This is a genomic window from Siccirubricoccus phaeus, from assembly GCF_008360935.1.
GTDB lineage: Bacteria > Pseudomonadota > Alphaproteobacteria > Acetobacterales > Acetobacteraceae > Siccirubricoccus > Siccirubricoccus phaeus.
In genome coordinates, this window is the sequence record NZ_SRXO01000012.1 from 118,620 (window position 1) to 135,053 (window position 16,434).

Below are 16,434 nucleotides of genomic sequence, written 5' to 3' on the forward strand. Positions count from 1 at the left end.
GGAGGGAAAGGGTGAGCCGCGCCCGCGGTCAAGCGCTGCATTGGGTTCCCCGGGCCGGCAATTGGGTGCTGGGCCTGGTGGTCGGGCTCGGCCTCTGCCTCGGCGCCCTGGCCTGGCGGCTGGCGGAGGCCCCGCTGGAAGTGCCGGCGCTCGCCCGGCGGATCGAGGCGGCGGTCAATGCCGAGCTGGGCGAGGCCAGGCTGACCATCGGCCGGGCGGATATCGCCTGGGAGGGGTTCCGCGGCGGCACCGCCGCGCCGCTCGACATCGTGCTGCGCAACGTGGTGCTGCGGGATGCCGACGGCACGCCGCGGGTGGAGCTGCCGGATGCGGCGGTGACACTTTCCGCCCGCGCCCTGCTGCGCGGCATGGTGGCGCCCTCGGTCATCGAGCTGCGGCAGCCCAGGGTGCTGGCGCTGCTGCGCCCGGACGGCTCCTTCGGCCTCACCCTCAACCCGGCGCCGGAGGCGCTGCCGCCCGAGGGGGTGGGGGCGCCGGAGAAGGCGGCGGAGACGCCGGCGACGGCGCCCGGGTCGGATGCGCTCGGCCTGCTGGCGGCGCTGATGCAGCCGGCCTCGGACCGCGCCGCCTATGCCGCGCTCCGCCGCCTCCGGGTGAATGGCGGGGAGGTGGTGCTGGCCGAGGTCGCGACCGGCAAGCGCTGGAGCCTCGTCGACCCGCAGCTCGACCTGCGCCGCGCCGCCGGCGGCGGGCTGGCCGGGGAGGGCTCCGCCAGCTTCCATGCTGGGGCGGTGGTGATGCCGGTGCGGCTCTCCGGCGCCGCCGAGGGCGCGCCGATGCAGCTCCGCGCCCGGATCGCCCTGCCGGCGCTGCGCCCGGCGGAGCTGGCCGAGATCTGGCCCGGCCTTGCCCCGCTGCGGCCGCTGGACGCGCCGGTGGCGCTCTCCGCCGGCGCCAGCTTCGATGCCGCGCTGCGCCCGCTGGCGGTGGAGATCGGGCTGGATGGGGAGGCGGGGGAGATCGTGCTCGGCCCGGCCCGGCTGCCCATCGCCCGCTTCTCTGCCCGGCTGGCCGGCGGGATGCGTGCGCTGCGCCTGACGGCGGCGGAGCTGGAATTGCCCGGCGGGCCAGGGGGTGGACCAGGGGGCGGACCAGTGCTCAGCGCCAGCGGCACGGCGCTGAAGGGGCCGGCGGGGTGGCAGGCGCAGCTCGACCTGCGCAGCTCCCCGGTGACGGCGGAGGCGCTGCCCCGGCTCTGGCCGGCGGAGCTGGCGCCGGAAGCCCGCGCCGCGCTGCTGACCGCCCTGCCCGCCGGGCGGCTGCGGTCGGCGTGGCTGCAGCTCGACCTCGCCCTGCCGGAGAGCCTGGAGAACCCGAGCTGGCAGGCGGCGCGGCTGGATCTCGGCCTGGACCAGGCGGTGCTGCGGCTGGGCGAGGCCGGCAGCCTGGCGACGGAAAGCCTGGACCTCACCCTCGCCGCCACCCCGGACCGGCTGCGGCTGGAAAGCCTGGCGCTGCATCTGCCGGGCCCCGCCGGGCCGCGGCTCGGCGCGGCGGGCGAGGCGATGCTGGCGGAGGGGGAATGGCGCGGCGGCTTCGACCTCACCTTGGACCAGGCGAATTTCGCCGAGCTGGCCTCCTGGTGGCCGGAGGGCATCGCCCGCGGTGCCCGGGGCTGGATCATCCGCAACCTCACCGCCGGCCAGGCGCGCAACGGCACCTGGCGGGTGGAGGGGAAGCTCGGCGCCGACCTCGCCGGCTTCGCCCTCACCGGGCTGCACGGCAAGGTGGAGGCGCATGAGGCGGTGGTGCACTGGCTGCGCCCGGTGCCGCCCATCCAGGGGGTGTCCGGCACCGCGGAATTCTCCGGCACGGAAATCACCCTGCACGCCCAGGGCGGGCGGCAGATGCTGGGCGAAACCCAGCGTGGCGGGATGGAGCTGCGCGAGGGGCAGATCCGCTTCTTCAGCCTGGAGGCCGAGCCGCCCATGGCGGAGATGGCGTTCCAGCTCGCCGGCCCGCTGCCCGACATCCTCACCACCCTGCGCCACCCCCGGCTGAAATTGTTCGAGCGGCGGAAGCTGGAATTGCAGGGGACCGGGCAGGTGGAGGCGCGGCTGAACCTCGCCCTGCCCCTGCTGAACGAGCTGCCGGCGGAGGAGCTGCGGCTTGCCGCCGAGGTGAAGCTGGCGGAGGGCCGGCTGCAGAACGTCCTGGCCGGGCAGGCGCTGGAACGGGTGGCGCTGGAGATGGCGGTGACTGCCGCCGGGTTGCGCGCCAATGGCCAGGGCATGCTGCTGGATCAGCCGGTGCGGCTGGGGGTGGAGATGGATTTCCGCGCCGGCCCGGCCAGCCAGGTGGTGGAGCGGACCTCGGTGACCGGGAAGCTGGACCAGGGCCAGCTCGCGACGCTGGGGCTGGAGACGCTCGGCCTGCTGGACGGGCCGGTGGCGGTGGAGGCAAGGCTGGAGAAGCGCCGAAGCGGCGAGGGTCGCGCGACGCTGCGGGGCGACCTGCGGGAGGCGCGGCTGGCGCTGGACGGGCTGGGCTGGCGCAAGCCCGTCGGCGTCGCCGGCCAGGCGGAGGCGGTGCTGCGGCTGCAGGGCGACACGCTGCAAAGCGCCGAGGGCATCAGGCTGGAAGCGCCGGACCTGCTGCTGCGCGGCCGCGCCCTGCTCGGCCCGCGCGCGCGGCTGGAGCGGCTGGAACTGGCGGAGGGCGCGATCGGCGCCTCCCGCTTCCAGGGAGAGGTGCGGCGGCCGGCGCGCGACGGGGCGCCCTGGCAGGCGGTGCTGCGCGGCCCGGTCTTCGACCTGCGCCCGATACTCGCCTCAGAGGAGGGGCGGGCCGAGGCCGCGCCGGCCGCCCCGCCACCGCCGGCCGGGGAGGACCCGCCCCTCGCCCTCGACCTCGGCTTCGACCGGGTGACGATGGGCGAGGGCCGCACCCTTTTCGCCATGCAGGCCACCGGCCGCACCGACAGAAGCGGCTTGCTGCGGGAAGCCCAGGTGCAGGGCCGCACCTCGGCGCGGGCGGGGGCGGAAGGGGCGGGTCGCTTCAGCCTGAGCCTGGCGCCGCGCGGCGATGAAAGGCTGCTGCGCATCGCCGCCGAGGATGGCGGGGCGCTGCTGCGGGCGCTGGACGTGCTGGATTCCATCCAGGGCGGCAGGCTGACCGTCACCGCCAGCTACCGGGAGCTGCGGCCGGGCGCGCCGCTGACCGGCACGGCGGAGCTGGAGCAATTCGTGGTGCAGGACGCGCCGGCGGTGGCGAAGCTGATGCAGGCGATGACGCTCTACGGGCTGGTGGAGGCGCTGCAAGGGGGAAGCGGCCTGGTCTTCGCCCGGCTGGTGGCGCCCTTCGCGCTGACGCCGGGGGAGCTGGTGCTGCGCGATGCCCGGGCCTTCTCCGCCTCGCTGGGCCTGACCGCCAAGGGGCGGATCCGCCGCCAGGCGGGGGAGCTGGACATCGAGGGCACCATCGTCCCGGCCTATGTCTTCAACACGCTGCTGGGGAATATCCCGCTGCTCGGCCGGCTGTTCAGCCCGGAGGCGGGGGGCGGGGTCTTCGCCGGCACCTATGCGGTGCGGGGGCGGCTGACGGATCCGGAGGTCTCGGTGAACCCGCTGGCGGCGCTGACGCCGGGCTTCCTGCGGGGCATCTTCGGGCTGCGGCCGAGCGAGGCGCCGCCGGGGACGGGGCAGCCGCAGACGGGGGTGGACAGGTGACGGGGGCTCTGCCCCCCATGTCCTCACCAGTGGCGCTGCCCTGGACCCGGCAGGGGGCGCTGCCCCCATCGGACGCATGCGTTCGATCCCCGCCGGTGGGTGCCGGCAGTGCCGGCACTCCCCTCCCCGGACCCCGGTGTGAGTCTTGAATCCGTGGGGTGAACCAGCAGACTCAGGGCGGGGTCCGGGGGGAAGCTCTTCCCCCCGGCGGGGGTATGGGGGCAGAGCCCCCATTTCCAGGCCTTAGTGCCCTCTACCCCGCCCGCACCAGGATATGCCGCTTCCGCCCCAGGCTGAGCTTCGCCGCGCCATCCCGCAGATCGGCTGCGCTCACCATGGCCTGGGGGTCCGTCACCGGCGCGTCGTTCAGCCGGATGCCGTTCTGGCCGATCAGCCGCCGCGCTTCCCCCTTGCTGCCGACCAGCTTCGCCGCCGCCAGCAGATCCACCACGCTGGCCGGCAGGGCGTGGGTCAGGCTCGGCAGGGTCGCCGCCGCCTCGCCCTGCTCGAAGGCGCGGCGCGCCGTCTCCGCCGCCTGCCCGGCGGCTGCGCGGCCATGCAGCAGGGCGGTGGCCTCGGTCGCCAGCACCTTCTTCGCCTCGTTCACCTCGGCGCCCTGCAGCGCGCCCAGCCGCGCCACCTCCGCCATCGGCAGCTCGGTGAACAGGCCGAGGAAGCGGCCGACATCTTCATCCTCGGTGTTCCGCCAGAATTGCCAGTAGTCGTAGGGCGAAAGCTTCTCCGCATTCAGCCAGACCGCGCCGGCGGCGGTCTTGCCCATCTTGGCGCCGGAGGCGGTGGTGAGCAGCGGCGTGGTGATGCCGAACACCTCCGCCCCATCCATCCGGCGGCAGAGCTCCACCCCCATGATGATATTGCCCCATTGGTCGGAGCCGCCCATCTGGATGGCCACGCCATAGCGCCGCCGCAGCTCCGCGAAATCGTAGCTCTGCAACAGCATGTAGTTGAATTCGAGGAAGCTGAGAGTCTGCTCGCGGTCCAGGCGCAGCTTCACGCTGTCCATGGTCAGCATGCGGTTCACGCTGAAATGCCGGCCGACATCGCGCAGGAAGGGGACGTAGAGCAGCCGGTCCAGCCATTCGGCATTGTCCAGCATCACCGCGTCGGTCGGGCCCTCGCCGAAGGTGAGGAAGGGCTCGAAGGCCTTGCGGATGCCGGCCTTGTTGCGCTCGATGGCGGCATCGTCCAGCAGCGGCCGCGCCTCGTCGCGGAAGGAGGGGTCGCCGACCTTGGTCGTGCCGCCGCCCATCAGCACCACCGGCTTGTGGCCATGGCGCTGCAACAGCCGCAGCAGCATGATCTGCATCAGGCTGCCGACATGCAGACTGTCCGCGGTGCAGTCGAAGCCGATATAGCCCGGCACCACCCCCGCCTGCAGCCGCGCCTGCAGCGCGGCGCGGTCGGTGATCTGGTGGAGGAAGCCGCGCGTCTCGGCCTCGTGCAGGAAGTCATTCATGCCGCTGGATTTCGCTTCGGGGCTTGGCAATGGGGTGGCCCCCGTAGCACAGGGGAGGGATGCTTAGAACCATCGGCCTGATGAGCGGCACCTCCCTGGACGGCGTGGATGCCGCCTGGATCGAAACCGATGGCGAGACGATCGGCCGCGTCGGCCCGAGCCTGACCCTGCCCTACGCCCCTGCCCTGCGGCGCGATTTGCGCCGGCTGCTGGATCTGGCGGCGGGGCTGGACCCCGAGGATGCCTTCCTGGCGGATTGCGTCGCCCGGCTGACGGACCGCCATGCCGAGGCGGTGGAGAGGCTGCGCGACCAGGCCTGGCAGCAGATGCGGGAGGAGACGGAGCTGCTGGGCTTCCACGGCCAGACGATACTGCACCGCCCGCCGCCCGCCCGGGCCGGGGGGAATGCGGCGGGGGGCGAGGCACGGGTGCCGGGGCGGACCTGGCAGGTGGGGGATGCGCTGGCGCTGGCGCAGCGCACCGGGCTTTCCGTCGCCTATGATTTCCGCAGCGCCGATGTGGCGGCCGGCGGCCAGGGGGCGCCGCTGGTGCCGGTGGTGCATGCGGCGCTGGCGCGGTCCCTGCCGAAGCCCTTGGCGGTGCTGAATCTGGGGGGTGTGGGCAACGTCACCTTCATCGGCGCGGCGGGGGAGCTGCTGGCCTTCGACACCGGGCCCGCCAACGGCCCGCTGGACGATTGGGCGCGGAAATCCACCGGCAGCGACTACGACAAGGATGGGAATCTGGCCCTGGCCGGGCAGGCGGATGGCGCCGTGCTGGGGCGGCTGATGGGCCACCCCTATCTGGCGGCGCCGCCGCCCAAATCCCTGGACCGGCTGGATTTCGACCGGGCGCTGAAGGAGGCGGGGGCGGGAGAGCTCTCCCCCCAGGACGGGGCGGCGACGCTGGTGGCGTTCTCGGCTGTCTGCGTGGCGGCGGCGGCGCGGCATTTCCCGGCTGCGCCGCTGCACTGGCTGGTCTGCGGCGGCGGCCGGCGCAACCCGGCGATGATGCGAGCCCTGGCGGCGGCGCTGGAAGCGCCGGTGCGGCCGGTGGAAGTGGCGGGGTGGAACGGGGATGCGCTGGAGGCGCAGGCCTTCGGCGTGCTGGCGGCGCGGGTGGCGCGTCGGCTGCCGCTGACCTTTCCAGGGACGACGGGGGCGCCTTACCCTCTGTCCGGGGGGCGTCTGCTGGGCCCGCTACTCTGATCCCCGCGCAACCGCTGCGCGGTTCCGCGAGGGCCCGGAGTCGGCTCCGATCAGCGCTTCGGCACAGCCTACCGAGGCGAAGCCTAGGGCAGGACACCGGCAGGCGACAGGGTCCGAGAGGCGCGCATTTTGGGAGGACGTCCAATGCCGATCATCGACGCACAGGTACATGTCTATGAGCGCAACCATCCGGGCCGGCCCTGGGTGGATGCGCTGGCCGGGCCGCCCGAGGTCACGGGCGACCAGATGGTGGCGGCGATGGACGAGGTGGGCGTGGATGGCGCGCTGCTCGTCTCCGTCCATTCCATGTACCGCTACGATGCCAGCTATGCGGTGCAGGAACATGCGAAGCACCCGAAGCGCTTCGCCCTGATCAAGCCGGTGGACCCGCACGACCCTGGCGTGGCGGAGACCATCGCGGCCTGGAAGGCGCAGCCCGGCACGGTCGGCATCCGGGTGATGATGCGGCAGGATGTCTCGACCGACCCGGGTGATCCGGGCCTCGGCCGGGTGCTGGCGGCGGCGGCGCAGCACGGGCTGGCGCTGAACCTGCTGGCCTATGGCCGCCTGCCGCAGGTGCTGGAAATGGCGAAGCTGTACCCCGATACGCAGATCGTCATCGACCATCTGGGCCTGCCGCAGCCCTTCCACCCGCCGGCGCCGGAGCAGCCCTGGGCCGCCCTGCCCGATCTGCTGGCGCTGGCCGCCTGCCCGAATGTGGCGGTGAAGATCACCGGCGCCGGCACCCTGGCGAAGACGCCCTACCCCTACCCGGATATCTGGCCGCAGCTGGCGCGGATCTTCGAGGCCTTCGGCCTGGAACGCTGCTGCTGGGGCACCGACTGGACCCGCGCCGTGGCGCTGCTGACCTATCGCCAGGGCGTGGACGCCTTCCGCCTGAACGAGCGCCTGTCGGAGAGCGACAAGGCCATGCTGATGGGCGGCGCGGTATCCCGCGTGTATGGCTGGTCGCCGGGCTGAGACCCCAGCCGGGGGCGGCGGGGTCCCCTCTCCCGGGTCACCCGCCGCGTTCCGGCGCCGCCCGTTGCCCTGGCGCGGCTTTGCCGCGACAGGCTGGGCGAGGCGCCGCTCGCCCGGCGAATCCGGGGTCCCCATGGCGTTGCGCAGCGACGTCATGGGGATAAGGCGTCCCCGCGGCGCCGCGCAGCGGCGTCGTGGGGGTAAAGGGCCCCCCCATGGCGTTGCGCAGCAACGTCATGGGGAATGGAATCAGTGGCCCCGCAGGATCTGGCTGAGGAACAGCTTCAACCGGTCGGTCTGCGGCGTTTCGAAGACCTGCGTCGGCGTGCCCATCTCGACGATCTCGCCGCGGTCCATGAACACCACGCGGTCCGCGACCTGCCGGGCGAAGCCCATCTCATGCGTCACGCAGATCATGGTCATGCCGGTCTCCGCCAGGCTGACTATGGTTTCCAGCACTTCCTTGATCATCTCCGGGTCGAGCGCCGAGGTCGGCTCGTCGAACAGCATGATCTTCGGCTTCATGCAGAGCGCGCGGGCGATGGCGACGCGCTGCTGCTGCCCGCCGGAAAGCTGGCCGGGGTATTTCTTCGCCTGTTCCGGGATGCGCACCCGGGTCAGGTATTCCATCGCCAGCTCTTCCGCTTCCTTCTTCGGCATCCGGCGCACCCAGATCGGCGCCAGGGTGCAATTCTCCAGGATGGTGAGGTGCGGGAAGAGGTTGAAGCTCTGGAACACCATGCCGACCTCGCGGCGGATGTCGTCCAGCGCCTTGATGTCGTCCGAAAGCTCGATTCCGTTGACCAGGATGCGGCCCTCCTGGTGGGTCTCCAGCCGGTTGATGCAGCGGATGAGCGTGGATTTGCCGGAGCCGGAGGGGCCGCAGATCACCACCCGCTCGCCGAGGGCGACGTTCAGCGACACGTCGCGCAGCACATGCAGGGCGCCGTACCACTTGTTCACCTTGTCCAGCACGATGGCCGGCGGGGCATCGGTGCGGGCGGCGGAGGCGACGTGTTCCAGGGTCTCGCTCATGGGATCACCCGCGATGCTTGGATGAGTGGTCGGAGACAACGGCACGGGGCAGCGCCCCGTGCTGAGCGCGCTTCTGCACGTCGCGCCTCCCGCCGTAAGGCGCGCCCGGAAGCGAGACGGCGCTTGGCGGAGCCGGCGCCCGGCGATCGAGGGGAGACCTCATCTCCGGCGGTGGCGGTTGAGTTCCGCCTCCAGCCCCTGGCTGTATTTGCTCATCGCGAAGCAGAAGACGAAGTAGATGGCGCCGACGGTGATGTAGACCTCGATGCCGAAGCCCTGCCAGGCAGGCTCGATGATCGCCGTCTTGCCGGCCGTCAGCAGGTCGAAGATGCCGATGATGAGCACCAGCGAGGTGTCCTTGAAGAAGCCGATGAAGGTGTTCACCAGCGGCGGGATCACCAGGCGCAGCGCCTGCGGCAAGATGATGAAGCCGGTCTTCTGCCAGTAATTCAGCCCCAGCGCGTCGGCGGCCTCGTACTGCCCCTTGGGCAGGGCCTGCAACCCGCCGCGCACCACCTCCGCCAGATAGGCGCCGGCGAAGAGGATGATGGCGATCTGCGCGCGCAGCAGCTTGTCGATGTTCATGCCCTCCGGCAGGAAGAGCGGGAACATCACGCTGGCCATGAAGAGCAGCGAGATCAGCGGCACGCCGCGGATCAGCTCCACATACAGCACGCAGATCGCCTTGATGGCCGGCAGCTTGGAGCGCCGGCCGAGCGCCACCAGGATCGCCAGCGGGAAGGCGAAGGCGAGGCCGAAGGTGGCGAGGATGAGGGTGATGACGAGGCCGCCCCAGCGCTCCTGCGGCACATAGGGCAGGCCGAGCACGCCGCCCCACATCAGCACGCCGATCACCGCCAGCACCCCGGCCCAAAGGAAGGCGAGCCCCGATCGCCAGAAGCGCCGCATGGCGGAGACGATGTAGAGCCCGATGAAGAGCAGGATGCAGAGGGCCGGGCGCCAGTGCTCCTCATAGGGGTAGGTGCCGAACAGGATGAAGCGGTGCTTCTCCGTCACCACCGCCCAGCAGGCGCCGATGCCCTTCATGTCCCGGCAGGCCTGGGTCTGGCTGTTGGGCACCGACCAGACGGCGTTGATGATCCCCCATTCGACGAAGCCCACCACCCAGCGGAGGATGAGATAGGCCAGCGCCAGGGTGACGAGGGTGGAGAGCCAGCCGGAGAAGAGGTTGGCCCGCACCCAGGCCAGCAGCCCGATCTGGCTGGCGGGCGGGGTGCGCGGCGCGGCTTCCGGCGCGGCGGTGGCGGCGTTCAGCGTGATGTCGCTCATCGGCTCAGCGCTCCACCAGGGTGGGGTTCGCGGCGTAGCTGGCCCTCGGGCCAGCGAAGCGGGAGGCAGCGATGCTGGCCCTCGGGCCAGCGAAGCGGAAGGCAGCGGCGCCGGCCGCGGCGCCGGCGAAGCGGAAGGGGCACGTGGCGCGCATGGCCGTTACCTCTCCACCAGCGCGATGCGCGCATTGTACCAGTTCATGAACAGCGAAATGGACAGGCTGATGCTGAGATAGACCAGCATGATGATGGCGATACCCTCGATCGCCTGCCCGGTCTGGTTCAGCGTGGTGTTGGCGATGGAGACGATGTCCTGGTAGCCGATCGCCACCGCCAGCGAGCTGTTCTTGGTGATGTTGAGGTACTGGCTGGTCATCGGCGGCACGATGACGCGCAGCGCCTGGGGCAGCACGATCTGCCGCAACACCTGCCCGGCATGCAGGCCGAGCGCCTGCGCCGCCTCCCACTGCCCCTGCGGCACCGCCAGGATGCCGGCGCGGACGATCTCCGCAATGAAGCCGGCGGTGTACAAGACGAGGCCCAGCAGCAGCGCGAAATACTCCGGCGAGACGGTGAGGCCGCCGCGGAAATTGAAACCGCGCAGCTCCGGCCAGTCCACCGCCCAGGGCGCCCCGGCGGCCCACCAGACGGCGATGGGCAGCGCCAGCATCAGGCCCAGCGCGACCGGCCATACCTTGCGCGGCTGCCCGTCCTGCATCTGCTGCGCCACCGCAGCGCGGCGGTAGAGCCAGGTGAAGAGCGTGCCGACCAGGAAGGTGAGCAGCGCATAGCTGTGCGCGTCCTGCCACTCGATCCAGGGCAGCTTCAGCCCGCGATTGGACAGGTACACCCCCGCCGCCGGGTGGATCGCCTGGCGCGGCCCCGGCAGCCCCTGCAGGATGGCGTACCAGAACAGCAATTGCAGCAGCAGCGGCAGGTCGCGGATCACCTCCACATACACCGCCGCCAGCTTCGCCAGCAGCCAGTTGCGGGAGAGCCGGGCGATGCCGATCAGCGTGCCGAGGATGGTCGCCAGCAGGATGCCGATGACGGCGACCTTCAGCGTGTTGAGGAAGCCGACCAGCAGGGCGCGGAAATAGGTGTCGGTCGGGCTATAATCGATGACGTGCTCGGCAATGGGCAGCCCCGCTTCCCGCCCGAGGAAGCCGAAGCCGGTGGCGATGCGCCGGACTTCCAGGTTGTGGGCCGTGTTGGACCACAGCCACCAGACGATGAAGCCGATGATGCCGACGACCAGCGCCTGCCAGACGATGGCGCGCACCCTTTCGTCGGACCAGGAAAGGCGGATGGGCCGTTTCGGCGGGGCGCGCAGGCTGCGCGGGTCGATGGCGGCGTCGGACATAAGGCGGACCTCCTCGCCAGGCGGGGAAGGCGGCGGGCGGCGGGCTCAGCCCCGCCGGCCCGCCGGGGGCATCAGCGGAAGGGCGGGGAGTATTGCAGCCCGCCCGTGGTCCACAGCGCATTCGGGCCGCGCTGGATGCCGATGGGCACCAGGTTGCGCTCGAAGACCTCGCCGTAATTGCCCACGGCCTTCAGCACGGCAACGCCCCAATTCTCCGGCAGGCCGAGCATCGGGCCGAGCCCGCCGGTCTTGCCCAGCATGCGCTGCACCTCCGGCCGCGGATCGTTCAGCATCTGGTCGACATTGCCCTGGGTGATGCCGAATTCCTCCGCCGAGAGCAGCAGGAAATGCACCCAGCGGGTGATGTCGGCGAAGCGGGCATCGCCCTGCCGCACCGTCAGCGCCAGCGGCTCCTTGCTGATCACCTCGGGCAGGATGAGGTGGTCCTCCGGCTTGCTCTGGGCGGCGCGCAGCGCGGCCAGGCCGGACACGTCGGTGGTGTAGGAGTCGCAGCGGCCGGCCAGATAGGCCGCAGTCACCTCCGCCAGCGTCTCGATCACCACCGGGGTGAAGCGGACGCGGTTGGCGCGCGCCCATTCCGCCAGATTCTGCTCGGTGGTGGTGCCGGGCTGCACGCAGATGGTGGCGCCGTCCAGCTCCTTTGCCGCCTTCACCCCGGCGCTCGCCCGCACGATGAAGCCTTGGCCGTCGTAGAAGTTCGTCGCGGCGAAGTCGAGCCCGAGCGAAGTGTCGCGGGACAGCGTCCAGGTGGTGTTGCGGGAGAGCACATCCACCTCGCCCGATTGCAGCGCGGTGAAGCGGACCTGCGGCGTGGTGGGCACGAACCGCACCTTGGTCGCGTCGCCGAAGATGGCGGCGGCGACGGCGCGGCAGTAATCCACGTCGAATCCCCGCCAATTGCCCTGGCTGTCCGGTTGGGCGAAGCCGGCCAATCCGGTATTCACACCGCAGATCAGGTGGCCGCGGCCGCGGACGGCGTCCAGCGTATTGGCCGGCGCCTGCTGGGCGCGGGCGGCCAGCGGCATCGCCAGGCCAAGGGCCAGCGCCGCCGCGCCCAAGGCGCGCAGGATGGAAAGCCCGAAGGGCTGCATCAGGTCAGTCTCCCTGTTCACCGCCCCGCGGGGCGGCGTCCCTGTTCCCGTTCTCAGCAAATGCTGCGCCAGCAAGGGGGAAGCGATCAACGAAGATCGCCCCGCGCCCTTGCCGAAGCCCGCCTTGCCGGGGCCGCGATAGCAGAGCGGCCTCTGGTTGCGAAGTTGTATCGGTTCCGGCTGCGCGCGGCATGGGCGGCGGCTGCCCAAAGCTTCGCCTTGCCGGGGCGGCAGACCGCCGATCGGCAGGTCGAACCCGTGGGGCCAAAACTCACACCGGGGTCCGGGGCCCAGGTCCTGGCCCCGGTGGGGGTTCGGGGGCAAAGCCCCCGATCTATCTTTTTGTCTTTCTTGATGATTCCTAAGTTAACGCCTATGGGGGCGCGCCCCCTACGGCACGGCAAGCGGGAAGCTCAGCCGCCAGCCATCCTCCACCGCCTCCGCCTCTCCGCCGGCCGCCCGGACCAGCGCCGTCAGCCGTTGCAGGGCGGGCGGGGCAAGGCCCAGGGGCAGGGAAAGACGCAATTCCGTCGCCCCGGGCAGCGCCACCACCTCCAGCCCCAGCCCGGCGCCGGGCGGCAGGGCCTCCGCCACCTCCACCGCCAGGGTCAGCAACGCCTCCTCCAGCGCCGTCCGGTCCAGCGGCAGGGGCGCATCCTCCGCCTCCAGCGCCAGGCGCAGCGCGCCGGGGGCGGGCAGCAGCAGCAGCAGCAACGGGCGCAGCGCCTCCACCAGCTCGGTCAGGCGCAGCGTCACCGGCTCCGCCTCCACCGGGCGGCGCAGCAGGGACAGCATGGCCCGGGTCGTCGTCTCGAAGCGCTTCGCCGCTTCCTGGATCCGGCCGAGCTGGCGCTGCGGCGCGCCTTCCGCCGCACTGCGCTTCAGCATCTCCAGATTGGCGAAGACGACGGTGAGGAGGTTGTTCACCTCATGCTGCACCGGCCGGGCGAGGGTGCCCAGCGTTGCCAGCCGCGCCGCCCGGCGCTTCGTCGCGGCCCCGTCCTGCGCCATGGCCGATCCTTGTCCTGCTCATCCCGCCATGTCCCTAACGCGGTCCGCGGCGGTTGGCACCCCCGCATTTGGCGAATTGCGCGCCTGACCTTCGCGCCGGACGACGTGGTGAGATGATACTGTTCCAGATCGGATCAGTACCCGCTGCCGGTGCCATGCGCCTGGTCGAGGTCGCCGAACCGGGTGAATTCCGCCTCGAAGAACAGGGGGATGGTGCCGGTCGGGCCGTGCCGCTGCTTGGCGATGATGAGGTCGGCGCGATTGTGCACCGCCTCCATGCGCTGCTGCCATTGGTTGAGCGCGTCCTGGAATTTCTCCTCCGAGTCGAAGCCCATCTGCTTCGGGGCGCGCTGCGCTTCGTAATACTCGTCGCGATAGACGAACATGACCATGTCGGCGTCCTGCTCGATGGAGCCGGATTCGCGGAGGTCCGAAAGCTGCGGCCGCTTGTCCTCCCGCTGCTCCACCTGGCGGGAGAGCTGGGAAAGGGCGAGGACCGGCACCGAAAGCTCCTTCGCGATCGCCTTCAGCCCCTGGGTGATCATGGAGATTTCCAGCACGCGGGATTCCGGGCGGGTGCCGGCGGCGGGGCGCATGAGCTGGAGATAGTCCACCACCACCAATTCCAGTCCGCGCGTGCGCTTCAGCCGGCGGCAGCGGGTGCGGAGCGCGGAGATGGTGATGGCCGGCGTGTCGTCGATGACCAGGGGCAGGGTGGAAAGCTCCCGGCTCACCTCCACGAAGCGGTCGAAATCGCGCTGGCTGATGTCGCCGCGGCGGATCTTGTCGCCGGAGATGCGCGACGCCTCCGAGAGCAGGCGGGTGGCGAGCTGGTCGGCGCTCATTTCCAGCGAGAAGAGGGCGACGGCGCCGCGGGGCTGTACCCCCTCCCCCTTCTCGGCGGCCTCCCGCACCAGCGCCTGGGCGGCGCCGAAGGCGATCTTGGTGGCGAGCGCCGTCTTGCCCATGCCCGGCCGGCCGGCCAGGATCAGCAGGTCCGAGGAATGCAGGCCGCCGGTCTTCGCATCCAGGTCGCGCAGGCCGGAGGAGAGGCCGGAAACGCCGCCCGGGGTGGAGAAGGCGCGCTCCGCCATCAGCACCGCTTCGGTCAGCGCCTTCTCGAAGGTGACGAAGCCGCCCTCGGAGCCGCCATCCTTGGCGAGGTCGAAAAGCCGCTGCTCGGCGGCCTCGAGCTGCGCCTTGGCGTCCAGCTCCGGCTCCCCGCCAAAGGCGCGGTTCACCACCTCCTCGCCGACATCCACCAATTGCCGGCGCAGCCAGCAATCATGGATGATGCGGCCATATTCGCCGGCATTGATGATGCCGATCATGGCGGAGAGGAGCTGCGCCAGATAGGCGGGGCCGCCCACCTCGTCCAGCAGGCCGGAATGCTCGAATTCCGGCCGCAGGGTCACGACGTCGGCGAGCTGCCCGGCCTCGATCCGGCGCTGGATGGCGCGGAAGATGCGGCCATGCACCGGGTCGGCGAAATGCTCCGGGGCGAGGAATTCGGAGACCCGCTCATAGGCCTTGTTGTTGGCCAGCAGCGCACCCAGCAGCGCCTGCTCCGCCTGGTAATTGTGCGGCGGCACGCGCTGGGAGAGGCCAAGCAGGCCCCCGCCATCGGCGAAGGGGGCGGGCGAGTCGATGGTGTTCATCCGGGGAGTCTAGCGCAGCCGGGGGGCTGTGAATTGCGGGGATGGCTGTGGATCACGGGGACGGCCGCGCCAGGGCCGGCCGGCGTGGCGCGAGGGCAACGCGGCGGGAACGCCGCTCCGCCTCGCCATGCTGACGCCGCATTCAGCGCGGTCGGCGAAGCTGGCCGCCCCGATGGCCTTGCATTCAGTTTCCATATTGCAATTATCGGGCGGCCCGGAGGGATGGCGTGCCCAGGCGTCTCGAATTGCTGCGGTTCGAATTGCTGCTCTGGCCTTCGATCCTGCTCTGCGCCGCCCTTGCCCTCGCCGGGGCCGGTGCGGCGCGGGCCGCCGACATCGCCGCCACGGCGCAGCCGGATGGCAGCGCGATGGTCACGCTGGCCGGCAGGATCGAGCCGGACGATGCCGCCAAATTCCGCTCGGCCACCCTGGGCGTCTCCCATGCCGTCATCGTCCTGAACAGCGATGGCGGCAGCGCCTATGACGGCATCGAGATCGGCCGGACCATCCGCCAGCGGGGCTATGCGACGGCGATACTCGAGGGGACGCGCTGCGCCTCGGCCTGCGCCCTGGCCTGGCTCGGCGGCACGCCGCGCTATATCGGCGCCACGGCGTCGGTCGGCTTCCATGCCGCCTACACGCTCCAGGCCGGCCGGGCCTCGACCTCGAGCGCGGGCAATGCGCTGGTCGGCGCCTATCTCCACGAGCTTGGCCTGTCGGACCGGGCCATCGTCTACCTGACCCGGGAGCGCCCGAGCCGGATGGGCTGGCTCACCCGGAACCAGGCCGAGCGCTACGGCATCGACACGGTCTCCCTGCCGCCCGGGCCATTGCCGCCCGAGCTGCGCGCCGGCCTCGCCCCGGCGGCCGGGCCGCTGCGCCGCCCCGTCCCGCCGCCGGTCCAGCCGGCAGCCTCCGCCCCGCCCCGGCTGCGGCCGGAGGGCAGGCGGTTCCTGCCGCCGGAGGGGCAGCGATACCGCGATTCCCTGGCCCTGCGGGGGCGCCGGATTCCGCTGCCGCCCGGCGAGTGGGCGGAAATCGGCCGCTACGCCTGGTCGGGGCCAGGTTTCCGCTATGAGGACCTGGCGCTGGTCCGGCTGCGCGAGACCGGCGTGACGGCCCTGGTCATCGTCCGAACCAGCGATTCCGAGGGCGGGTACTTCGTCGGAGCCTGGGGCAACAGCCCGATCTGCAGCAGGACGGATGGCTATGCCGCGGCGGCCAGGCGCCATGGCGCCGCGGTGCAGGAATGCGCCCTGCTGACCCATGCCGTCCATGCCGATGAGACCAGCACGAGCGAGGTATGGCGGACCTACCTCGCGCTCCGGGCGAATGACGGCGACCACTATCCGACCACCTTCATCGCCGCCGCCTACCGCTTCGCCCGGGATGCCAGGGCGACGACGCTCACCTATTATTTCGGCGTCGAGGAGCACGGCTTCCCCGCGGCGGCGGGGAGCTGGGCGACGAGCCCCTGGCACCCGGCGCAGCTAAGCCCCGAAAGGGCCGCCCTCGTCACCCGCTACAGATATTGGCTGGAGGAAAACTTCGATTCCGTCCAGCAGGGCGTCCAGGGCAACCGCCCCACGGCGCTGACCTCGCCGCCGTAAG

12 protein-coding genes are annotated in these 16,434 nt (G+C 71.5%); 4 read left to right on the forward strand and 8 right to left on the reverse strand.

All coding sequences use genetic code 11. The annotated features are described in order from the left end of the window. Positions 1 to 11 precede the first annotated feature (11 nt). Complete coding sequence (locus E5N76_RS17485; RefSeq protein ID WP_149538613.1) at positions 12 to 3,689, forward strand: YhdP family protein; 3,678 nt, start codon at positions 12 to 14, stop codon at positions 3,687 to 3,689. Positions 3,690 to 3,942: 253 nt separating this feature from the next. On the opposite strand, the gene tyrS is transcribed toward E5N76_RS17485, so the two are convergent. Then, on the reverse strand, positions 3,943 to 5,166 hold the full coding sequence (gene tyrS, locus E5N76_RS17490) for a tyrosine--tRNA ligase (RefSeq protein WP_149538614.1): 1,224 nt from the start codon (positions 5,164 to 5,166) through the stop codon (positions 3,943 to 3,945). A 59-nt stretch (positions 5,167 to 5,225) separates the two neighbouring features. Here tyrS and E5N76_RS17495 point away from each other — a divergent pair, with 59 nt between their 5' ends. Together E5N76_RS17495 and E5N76_RS17500 are read left to right on the forward strand one after the other, a co-directional pair. Continuing rightward, complete coding sequence (locus E5N76_RS17495; protein WP_149538615.1) at positions 5,226 to 6,374, forward strand: anhydro-N-acetylmuramic acid kinase; 1,149 nt, start codon at positions 5,226 to 5,228, stop codon at positions 6,372 to 6,374. 144 nt (positions 6,375 to 6,518) lie between these two features. Beyond that, the gene (locus E5N76_RS17500) at positions 6,519 to 7,355 is read left to right on the forward strand and encodes an amidohydrolase family protein (protein ID WP_149538616.1); all 837 of its coding nucleotides are present in this window, start codon (positions 6,519 to 6,521) and stop codon (positions 7,353 to 7,355) included. 249 nt (positions 7,356 to 7,604) lie between these two features. On the opposite strand, the gene E5N76_RS17505 is transcribed toward E5N76_RS17500, so the two are convergent. From E5N76_RS17505 to E5N76_RS17530, 7 genes are all read right to left on the reverse strand, one after another. Then, a complete protein-coding gene (locus tag E5N76_RS17505; RefSeq protein ID WP_149538617.1) occupies positions 7,605 to 8,390 on the reverse strand; it encodes an amino acid ABC transporter ATP-binding protein in 786 nt (261 codons plus the stop codon). Between the two features lie 159 nt (positions 8,391 to 8,549). Next, positions 8,550 to 9,680, reverse strand: a complete 1,131-nt coding sequence (locus tag E5N76_RS17510) for an amino acid ABC transporter permease (protein WP_149538618.1) — start codon at positions 9,678 to 9,680, stop codon at positions 8,550 to 8,552. Positions 9,681 to 9,684: 4 nt separating this feature from the next. Then, on the reverse strand, positions 9,685 to 9,834 hold the full coding sequence (locus E5N76_RS29585; protein WP_187830231.1) for a hypothetical protein: 150 nt from the start codon (positions 9,832 to 9,834) through the stop codon (positions 9,685 to 9,687). A gap of 5 nt (positions 9,835 to 9,839) precedes the next feature. Continuing rightward, positions 9,840 to 11,042 carry an amino acid ABC transporter permease gene (locus E5N76_RS17515; RefSeq protein ID WP_149538619.1) on the reverse strand — a complete coding sequence of 401 codons (1,203 nt, stop codon included), beginning with the start codon at positions 11,040 to 11,042 and terminating at the stop codon, positions 9,840 to 9,842. Between the two features lie 71 nt (positions 11,043 to 11,113). Beyond that, a complete protein-coding gene (locus tag E5N76_RS17520; protein WP_149538620.1) occupies positions 11,114 to 12,154 on the reverse strand; it encodes an amino acid ABC transporter substrate-binding protein in 1,041 nt (346 codons plus the stop codon). A gap of 390 nt (positions 12,155 to 12,544) precedes the next feature. Beyond that, positions 12,545 to 13,165 carry a histidine kinase dimerization/phospho-acceptor domain-containing protein gene (locus tag E5N76_RS17525; RefSeq protein WP_149538621.1) on the reverse strand — a complete coding sequence of 207 codons (621 nt, stop codon included), beginning with the start codon at positions 13,163 to 13,165 and terminating at the stop codon, positions 12,545 to 12,547. A gap of 134 nt (positions 13,166 to 13,299) precedes the next feature. Further along, positions 13,300 to 14,823 (reverse strand): replicative DNA helicase, encoded by a 1,524-nt coding sequence (locus E5N76_RS17530; RefSeq protein WP_149538622.1) that lies wholly within the window; start codon positions 14,821 to 14,823, stop codon positions 13,300 to 13,302. A 227-nt stretch (positions 14,824 to 15,050) separates the two neighbouring features. Here E5N76_RS17530 and E5N76_RS17535 point away from each other — a divergent pair, with 227 nt between their 5' ends. Beyond that, positions 15,051 to 16,433: a COG3904 family protein gene (locus E5N76_RS17535; RefSeq protein WP_149538623.1), complete on the forward strand. Its 1,383-nt coding sequence runs from the start codon at positions 15,051 to 15,053 to the stop codon at positions 16,431 to 16,433. Position 16,434 lies beyond the last annotated feature (1 nt).

Excerpts from the sequence above, each read along its gene's own strand:
- tyrS (WP_149538614.1), bottom strand. The coding sequence starts at position 5,166 with ATGAATGACTTCCTGCACGAGGCCGAGACGCGCGGCTTCCTCCACCAG.
- E5N76_RS17495 (WP_149538615.1), top strand. The coding sequence starts at position 5,226 with ATGCTTAGAACCATCGGCCTGATGAGCGGCACCTCCCTGGACGGCGTG.
- E5N76_RS17500 (WP_149538616.1), top strand. The coding sequence starts at position 6,519 with ATGCCGATCATCGACGCACAGGTACATGTCTATGAGCGCAACCATCCG.
- E5N76_RS17505 (WP_149538617.1), bottom strand. The coding sequence starts at position 8,390 with ATGAGCGAGACCCTGGAACACGTCGCCTCCGCCGCCCGCACCGATGCC.
- E5N76_RS17510 (WP_149538618.1), bottom strand. The coding sequence starts at position 9,680 with ATGAGCGACATCACGCTGAACGCCGCCACCGCCGCGCCGGAAGCCGCG.
- E5N76_RS29585 (WP_187830231.1), bottom strand. The coding sequence starts at position 9,834 with ATGCGCGCCACGTGCCCCTTCCGCTTCGCCGGCGCCGCGGCCGGCGCC.
- E5N76_RS17515 (WP_149538619.1), bottom strand. The coding sequence starts at position 11,042 with ATGTCCGACGCCGCCATCGACCCGCGCAGCCTGCGCGCCCCGCCGAAA.
- E5N76_RS17520 (WP_149538620.1), bottom strand. The coding sequence starts at position 12,154 with ATGCAGCCCTTCGGGCTTTCCATCCTGCGCGCCTTGGGCGCGGCGGCG.
- E5N76_RS17525 (WP_149538621.1), bottom strand. The coding sequence starts at position 13,165 with ATGGCGCAGGACGGGGCCGCGACGAAGCGCCGGGCGGCGCGGCTGGCA.
- E5N76_RS17530 (WP_149538622.1), bottom strand. The coding sequence starts at position 14,823 with ATGAACACCATCGACTCGCCCGCCCCCTTCGCCGATGGCGGGGGCCTG.